The following is a 7,089-nucleotide window of genomic DNA, read 5'->3' as shown; positions in this document are numbered from 1 at the left end:
GTCCGCTGATCAAGGACAAGCAGACGCTGGGCCAGTTTGCCATGCCCGCGCAATACATGTTCAAGGATATCCCGCAATCGGGCCAGCAGGACGATTATATCGCCTGGACCGTGGCGCAGATGGACAAGCACAACGTGCAGCGCGCGCTGGTGGGCTGGAACGAGGATGACACTTCGCGCCGCGCGAAGGAGCTTTACGGCGACCGGTTCTTTTTCGACCTGCCGGTGAACCCCAACAACGGCACCGAGGAAGTGCGCCGGATCAAGCGCATCCACGCCGAAGTGGGGCTTTCAGCCGTCAGCGTGTTTCCTTCGGGCACGTTGCCGCAAGTGGCGATCAATCACAAATACATGTGGCCGATCTATTCCGCGTGTGAGGAACTGGGCCTGCCGATCCTGCTGAACGTGGGCATTCCGGGGCCGCGCATTCCGATGGAAACGCAGAAGGTGGAACATCTGGACGAGGTGTGCTGGTTCTTCCCCGAACTGAAAGTGGTGATGCGTCACGGGGCCGAACCGTGGGAAGCGCTGGCGGTGAAGCTGATGCTGAAATGGCCGAACCTGTATTATTCGACCAGCGCCTTTGCGCCCAAGCATTACCCGAAGGCGATCATCGATTACGCCAACACGCGCGGGGCCGACAAGGTGATCTACGCCGGGTATTTCCCGATGGGGCTGAGCCTGGACCGGATCATGGCCGATATGCAGAACGTGCCGTTCAAGGACGAGGTGTGGCCCAAGTTCCTGCGCGATAACGCGATGAAGGTGTTTGGCCTTTAGGCATCCCAGGGAGCCGGGAAGTCTGCTCCTACCGCAAGATGGCCGGATGCGCGGAGACAACCCCCGCCACGGCAATTCAGGAGTACAACATGGCGGATACAGTGGCGAACGACGCCCGCACCGCACCTGTGGCGGTGTGGCAAATCCTTGAGAAGCTGCGCGGGCAGGATCTGATCGACTGGCGCACGGCCCCGGTTGAAGGGCGCGCATCGGTGCAGGAGCGCAATCTGGACATCGGCTTTCCGTTTGGCTGGTATGCGATCGATCTTTCGGCAGACCTTGCGGTGGGCGAGGTCAAACCGTTGCGCTATTTTTCGAAAGACCTTGCGATGTGGCGCGGGGAGGACGGACAGGTCCGCGTGGTCGACGCCTATTGCCGCCATCTGGGCGCGCACATGGGCCACGGCGGCAAAGTGCATGGCAACCTGCTGGAATGCCCGTTCCACGCATGGCGATATGATGGCGAAGAAGGGATCGTGAAGGAGATTCCCTATTCGAAATCGATCCCGCCGCAGGTGAAGCGCAAATGCACGCGGACCTGGCATGTGACCGAAGCGAACCGCTGGATCTGGCTGTGGTATCACCCCGAAGATGCCGCGCCGCTGTTTCAGGTGGAGCATCTGCCCGAAGCCACGGACCCCGAATGGACCGACTATGACGTTTACGAATGGAACGTCTATGGATCGATCCAGAACATGGCCGAAAACGGCGTGGACGTGGCGCACTTCAAATATATCCACGGCACCGCCAACGTGCCGCTGGGCGATCTGCGCTGGGGCGATTGGGGCCGGGGCGCGGACGTGAAGGCCAAGATGGGTACGCCGTGGGGCGAGGTCGACGGCCAGATCAGCTATGACACGATGGGGCCGGGGCAAAGCTGGACGCGCTTTACCGGCATTTCGGAAACGCTGCTGGTGGCCTGCATCACGCCGGTGGAACTGGACCATGTGCACGTGCGCTTCTGCTTTACCCAGCCGCGCGCGCAGGCCGAGGGTGAGCGGGCAGGCGTGGCAAAGGCGATCATCCGCGATATCTGCAAGCAGTTCGATCAGGACAAGATCATCTGGGATCGCCAGAAGTTTGAACCCAATGCGCTGATCTGCGAAGGCGATGGGCCAATCGCGCAGTTCCGCAAGTATTACGCCCGGTATTACGTGTGATGAAGACCACCAGAAGGGAAGCCCTTGTCGGCGGGATCGCGATTGCCGCGACCGTCGGCCTGCCGGGGAGCGCGCAAGCGATGCAGGACGTTCTTGATACCCACGATTCCCTCGGCCTTGCCGCGCTGGTCAAGGCGCGCAAGGTATCGCCTGCCGAACTGCTGGAAGCCGCGATTGCGCGGGCCGAGGCGCTGAACCCCAGGTTCAATTTCATGGCGCAGAAGCACTATGACTATGGCCGCAAGGCGATTGCGGCGGGCCTTCCGCAAGGGCCGTTCAGCGGGGTTCCGTGGCTGCTGAAAGACCTGAACACCTATATCGCGGGCGAAGTGACCGAGAACGGCAGCAGGCTGTACAAGGGCCAGCGCGCTGCCGTGACATCCGAACTGGTGCGGCGGATCGAACGCGCGGGCTTTGTGATCTTCGGCAAGACGACAACGCCGGAGTTTGGCCTGACCGGCACGACCGAAAGCGTGGCGGTGGGGCCGACGCGCAACCCGTGGAACCCGGAACGCATCGCGGGCGGATCGTCCGGCGGGGCGGCTGCGGCGGTTGCAGCAGGCGTGATCCCGGCGGCGCACGCCACCGATGGCGGCGGATCGATCCGCATTCCGGCATCGGCCTGCGGGCTGTTCGGACTGAAGCCATCGCGCGGGCGCGTGCCGATGGGACCAGCGCGGACCGAGGGCTGGGGCGGCATGTCGGTCCACCACGCGGTGACGCGCACGGTGCGCGATTCCGCTGCGATTCTGGATGCAACGCACGGGGTGGAACCGGGTTCACGCTATGGCACGCCTTCGCCGGAGCGGCCGTTCCTTGCTGAAGTGGGCCGTAATCCGGGGAAGCTACGGGTGGCGCTGATGCTGTCGCCATTTTCCGGCGCGCCGGTTGACCGCCAAGTTCTGGCCGCCACGCGCGATGCGGCAAAGCTGCTGGAAGGGCTGGGCCACCATGTGGAAGAAGCCGCACCGAAGATCGATTTCGCCAGCATCGGGGCCAGCAGCTTTGTACTGATGGCGTCGTCCGTCGCGGCGGATTGCGTGGACCGGGCCAAGGCGCTGGGCATCGAACTGGGACCGGATGTGGTGGAGCGCACGACGCTGGACTTCATCGCGATGGGCAAAGGCTATACCGGCATGGATTATGCGCGAGGCAACAACGCCTATCAGGCCGCCGCCGTGGCCATCGCGCAGTTCATGGAGCGGTATGACGTGATCCTTTCGCCCACGCTTTCCGCGCCGCCGCTGCCGCTGGGCCGGATCGGGCTGGATACCGGGCGCAGCATGGCGGACTGGGGGCGCGAGGTGGGGGCGTTCACCGCCTTTACCGGCATCTACAACGGAACCGGCCAGCCCAGCATGTCGCTGCCGCTGGGGATGACGACCGACGGGTTGCCCATCGGCGTGATGGCCACGGGGCGTTATGGCGAAGAGGCGCTGCTGTTCCGGCTGGCGGGGCAGGTGGAGCGGGCGGCGCCGTGGGTGGCGCGGCGGCCAACGGGTGTGTGAGGCTTACCGACGCTTATCCCTCACAGTCCCCGTCATCCTGAACTTGTTTCAGGATCCATTGCGCCAATCAGACCAAGGCTCTCGGTCAAGAGATGGACCCTGAAACAAGTTCAGGGTGACGGAGTTTAGTGAACGGAACAAGCGGTCAGCCTAAATAGACGTGATATCCACAACCGTGGGGATCACATCGTTGAGCAGGATGATCTTCTTGGCGGCGATGCGCCATTCATCGCCTTCATGCCGCAGCTGGTATTCATAGCGGCCGAAGAAGCATTCCGCCCGGTTCATCCGCACATCGAAGCGGTGGCAGGTGAATACGGCGCTCAACCGTGCCGTATCGCCTTCCGCTGCCGTGACCAGCACGTTGCTGATGGCATGGACCACGCGGGGGGGCGGGGAGGAGGCGGTGGAGAGGCCTGAGGTCAGCCGCATCACCCGGTCTTCCAGATTGCGGCGGCCCTTGTAGTAGATCAGCGAAAGTTCACGGTCCGGGTCGGCGGTCATCTTCGTCTCGTTGCGCCAGGCGGGCATCCAGAATTCGATGTCGGGCGTGAACATCGCCAGCCATTCGTCATAGCGCTGCGTATCGATCAGCAGGGCTTCGCGAAACAGCAGTTCCTCCGCTTGCGCGCGTGTCAGAGGAGCGTTCACGCTGCGCCCTCCATCCGCTCAGCCCATGCGCGGTAATAGGCGTGATAGAGTGTTTCATCGCACAATTGCGAATCCGCCAGCACGCTGCGGGCGGGGTTCAACCCGATGCGGTCGGAAAAGCGGTTTCCGCCTTCTACCGATGCGGTCATCCCGCGCGCATAGCCTTGCAGCCAGGGATCGACCTTTCCGGCATAGCCGATCTGGCAGTTTTCATAGCTCACCGTATCGTCGGGCGTGGCCATGCCGGTGGGATTGAAAAAGTCCTCATACTGGCGGATGCGCTGGCGGCGGGCGGCGGCGCTTTCGCCCACAGGCGCGATGCACCATGTGCGCATTTCGGTAAGACCGGGGCCGAGCGGGCGGATCACGCGCAACTGGCTCGATGCGTTTTCGGCGACTTGCAGGTTGGGGAAAATGGTGAGGTTGCGCATGTTGAACATCCAGTCGCGCTTGCCCTCGCCATGCCGCTCAGCCAGAACGGCGGCGCTTTCATAGAGCGGGATTGCAGGCGTGATGCCGAACACGCCCCAGTTGAGCACGTGGCCATTGGCAAAGGAATAGCTGCCGCCGCCAACGCCCTGCGTCTCTTCCTTCCAGTAATCGCTGTTTTCCCAGACCGAGGCGACGACTTCGCCGCTGGTTTCCTGCTGCCGCCGTTCCAGCACGCGGATGTAGGACGGGTGGGCCGAGGTGAAGTGATAGGCGTCCGAGCAGTTTTCCAGCTGCAACTTCCAGTTGGCCTGATAGGTGAAGGTTACCTGCCCCGGCACCAGTTCCACGCCATCCTCGCTCTGGTCTGCCACAAGATCGAGCAGCTTGGCCGCTTCGCCCAGATAATCGGCCAGCGGCGGCACATTGGCAGAGAGGCTGCCGAACAGGAAACCGCGATGATTTTCAAAGCATGGCATCGCGGCCAGCCCATGATCCTGCTGATCGAAGGCCACGCCGTAGCACCCGGCCTTCTGCCACTTCACCGCCTTGCTGCGGCCCGCGCTGTCAAAGCTCCAGCTATGATAGGGGCAGACATGCAGACGCGCGTTGCCCGATTGCGTCTGCGCCAGACGCGCGCCCTTGTGCGGGCAGGAATTGACGAAGGCGCGCAACTCACCCCCACCATCGCGTTGGACCATGATCGGCACGCGCCCGGCAAAGGTGGTGAAGAAATCGTGGGGTTCCGGGGCTTGCGCCTCAAGCCCCAGAAACACCCACCCGCCTTCGAAGATCCGCGCCATTTCCGCTTCGAACACCTGTTCGTCGGTAAAGATGGCACGGTTGACGCGGAAAATGCCCTCATCGGGCCGGTCATCGACATAGGCGCGCACATCGATGGTCATGCTACAACTGCCTCCACCAGCGTTGGCCCTGCTGCCGCGAAGGACCATTGCAACGCGGCGTTGAGCGCGGCGGCATCTTCTGCCCTGCGCGCAACCACGCCATGCCCCTGCGCCAGCGCGCAGAAATCAAGTTCAGGGAACTGCGTGCCGACAAGGCTCTGCATTCCGAAGTGCCGCCCGAAGCTGTGCAGCGCTTCATACCGCCCGTTCTTGATGATCACGAAGCTGACCGGAAGCCCAAGCTGCGCCGCCGCGTGCAGGCCCTGAATTGCATACATGGCCGATCCATCGCCCAACACGGCGATCACCTTGTCCTGCGGCCTTGCCAGCGCCATGCCGACCGCCGCCGGAAGCCCGTGGCCCAATCCGCCGCTGGCGGTGGTGTAAAACGTGTCACGTTCCACGATGGGCAGGCGATCGTGCATGGCGCCCCGGCTGGATGGCGCTTCTTCCACGATCACCGATGTGCGCGGGCGGAGGGCAGCGATCTGTTGCAGCACGAAAGCATCGGTCATCACGCTGCCATCCAGCCTTGGCAGGCGAGGGCAGGGGGTGGGCATGGTGCGTTCCACCGTCGGCCCCGGACCTTCCAACAACATGGCCAGAGCCGCATCGCAATTCGCCACGATGGCGGTGCCGACCGGTGCCCACACGGCGTGGACGTGGTTGTCGCCGATCAGCCAGACATCGGTGTGTTCGGGCATGTGCGGGCCTTGACCCTCAACATGGTAGAGGTTCATCGGCCCGCCCAGCGCCAGCACGAAATCGTGGGGGGCGAGTGCTGCGACAATCGCTTCGCGCCCGGCGGTGAGGAAGCCAGCAAACAGCGGATGGTCTTCGGGGAAGCTGCACCGCGCAGACATGGGGGCGACCCACACCGCCGCCCGATGCCGCTCCGCCAGCGCAATCACCGCATCCCACGCCCCGTCGCGCGCCACGCCTGCGCCGACGACCAGCGCGGGCGCACGAGCCTGTGCCAGCGCCGCGCCGCACTGCGCGATTGCGGCGCTTTCCGGCACGCGGCGGGCATGGATCGCGCGCGCGGGGTGCGGATCGCAGGGCTGATCCCAATCGTCGATAGGGATGGAGACGAAGGTGGGGCCAAAGGGCGGCTCCATCGCCACATGGTATGCCCGCGCGATGGCGGCGGGCACATCCTGCGCGCGGGCCGGTTCGCAGGCCCATTTCACGAAGGGCCGGGGAAATTCGGTAGGCCTTTCCGCAAACAGGAATGGTTCATAGGGCAGGATCGAACGCGCCTGCTGCCCGGCGGTGACCACCAGCGGCGTCTGGTTCTTCCACGCGGTGAACAGGTTGCCGAGTGCGTGGCCTGTGCCCGCAGAACTGTGCAGATTGACCAGTGCGGCATTGCGCGCGCCTTGGGCAAAACCATCGGCCATGCCCAGCACGACCGATTCCTGAAGGCCCATGACATAGCGGAAATCAGCCGGAAAATCGCGGAACATCGGAAGTTCGGTGGAACCCGGATTGCCGAAGATCGTGGTCATCCCCAGTTCGCGCAGCAGCGCAACGGTGGCATGGCGGACGGTCGGCATAGGTTCTCCCAGGCATTCGTGCCGATTCCGGCTTGTAGCGCGCAGTGTGTTGCCCGGATGCGATAGATGCAATTGCATACTTGGCCGAAAGTCATACAGGT

Annotated in this window: 6 protein-coding genes; 3 read left to right on the top strand and 3 right to left on the bottom strand. The window is 63.6% G+C overall.

The window, feature by feature from the left end; all coding sequences use genetic code 11:
• From ACOVQ0_RS04550 to ACOVQ0_RS04540, 3 genes are all read left to right on the top strand, one after another.
• On the top strand, positions 1 to 779 hold a 779-nt coding region (locus tag ACOVQ0_RS04550; protein WP_421880675.1), incomplete at its 5' end, for an amidohydrolase family protein.
• Positions 780 to 868: 89 nt separating this feature from the next.
• Complete coding sequence (locus tag ACOVQ0_RS04545; protein ID WP_421880670.1) at positions 869 to 1,939, top strand: Rieske 2Fe-2S domain-containing protein; 1,071 nt, start codon at positions 869 to 871, stop codon at positions 1,937 to 1,939.
• Positions 1,939 to 3,447 (top strand): amidase, encoded by a 1,509-nt coding sequence (locus tag ACOVQ0_RS04540; RefSeq protein WP_421880667.1) that lies wholly within the window; start codon positions 1,939 to 1,941, stop codon positions 3,445 to 3,447. The genes ACOVQ0_RS04545 and ACOVQ0_RS04540 overlap by 1 nt, the downstream gene beginning before the upstream one ends.
• A 150-nt stretch (positions 3,448 to 3,597) precedes the next feature.
• Here the strand turns inward: ACOVQ0_RS04540 and ACOVQ0_RS04535 are convergent, their stop codons facing one another.
• From ACOVQ0_RS04535 to mdlC, 3 genes are read right to left on the bottom strand one after another with little or no spacing between them, the layout of a single operon-like run.
• The gene (locus ACOVQ0_RS04535; protein WP_421880664.1) at positions 3,598 to 4,098 is read right to left on the bottom strand and encodes an aromatic-ring-hydroxylating dioxygenase subunit beta; all 501 of its coding nucleotides are present in this window, start codon (positions 4,096 to 4,098) and stop codon (positions 3,598 to 3,600) included.
• The gene (locus ACOVQ0_RS04530; protein WP_421880661.1) at positions 4,095 to 5,432 is read right to left on the bottom strand and encodes an aromatic ring-hydroxylating oxygenase subunit alpha; all 1,338 of its coding nucleotides are present in this window, start codon (positions 5,430 to 5,432) and stop codon (positions 4,095 to 4,097) included. The genes ACOVQ0_RS04535 and ACOVQ0_RS04530 overlap by 4 nt, the downstream gene beginning before the upstream one ends.
• Positions 5,429 to 6,988 carry a benzoylformate decarboxylase gene (mdlC, locus tag ACOVQ0_RS04525; RefSeq protein WP_421880658.1) on the bottom strand — a complete coding sequence of 520 codons (1,560 nt, stop codon included), beginning with the start codon at positions 6,986 to 6,988 and terminating at the stop codon, positions 5,429 to 5,431. The genes ACOVQ0_RS04530 and mdlC overlap by 4 nt, the downstream gene beginning before the upstream one ends.
• Between the last annotated feature and the right edge of the window lie 101 nt (positions 6,989 to 7,089).

The sequence above is a fragment of the Novosphingobium sp. genome (assembly GCF_049240505.1).
Classification (GTDB): Bacteria; Pseudomonadota; Alphaproteobacteria; order Sphingomonadales; family Sphingomonadaceae; genus Novosphingobium.
The sequence above is the reverse complement of the archived record's forward strand: the minus strand, read 5'-3'. Positions and strand labels throughout refer to the sequence as shown.

Excerpts from the sequence above, each read along its gene's own strand:
- ACOVQ0_RS04545 (WP_421880670.1), top strand. The coding sequence starts at position 869 with ATGGCGGATACAGTGGCGAACGACGCCCGCACCGCACCTGTGGCGGTG.
- ACOVQ0_RS04530 (WP_421880661.1), bottom strand. The coding sequence starts at position 5,432 with ATGACCATCGATGTGCGCGCCTATGTCGATGACCGGCCCGATGAGGGC.
- mdlC (WP_421880658.1), bottom strand. The coding sequence starts at position 6,988 with ATGCCGACCGTCCGCCATGCCACCGTTGCGCTGCTGCGCGAACTGGGG.
- ACOVQ0_RS04540 (WP_421880667.1), top strand. The coding sequence starts at position 1,939 with ATGAAGACCACCAGAAGGGAAGCCCTTGTCGGCGGGATCGCGATTGCC.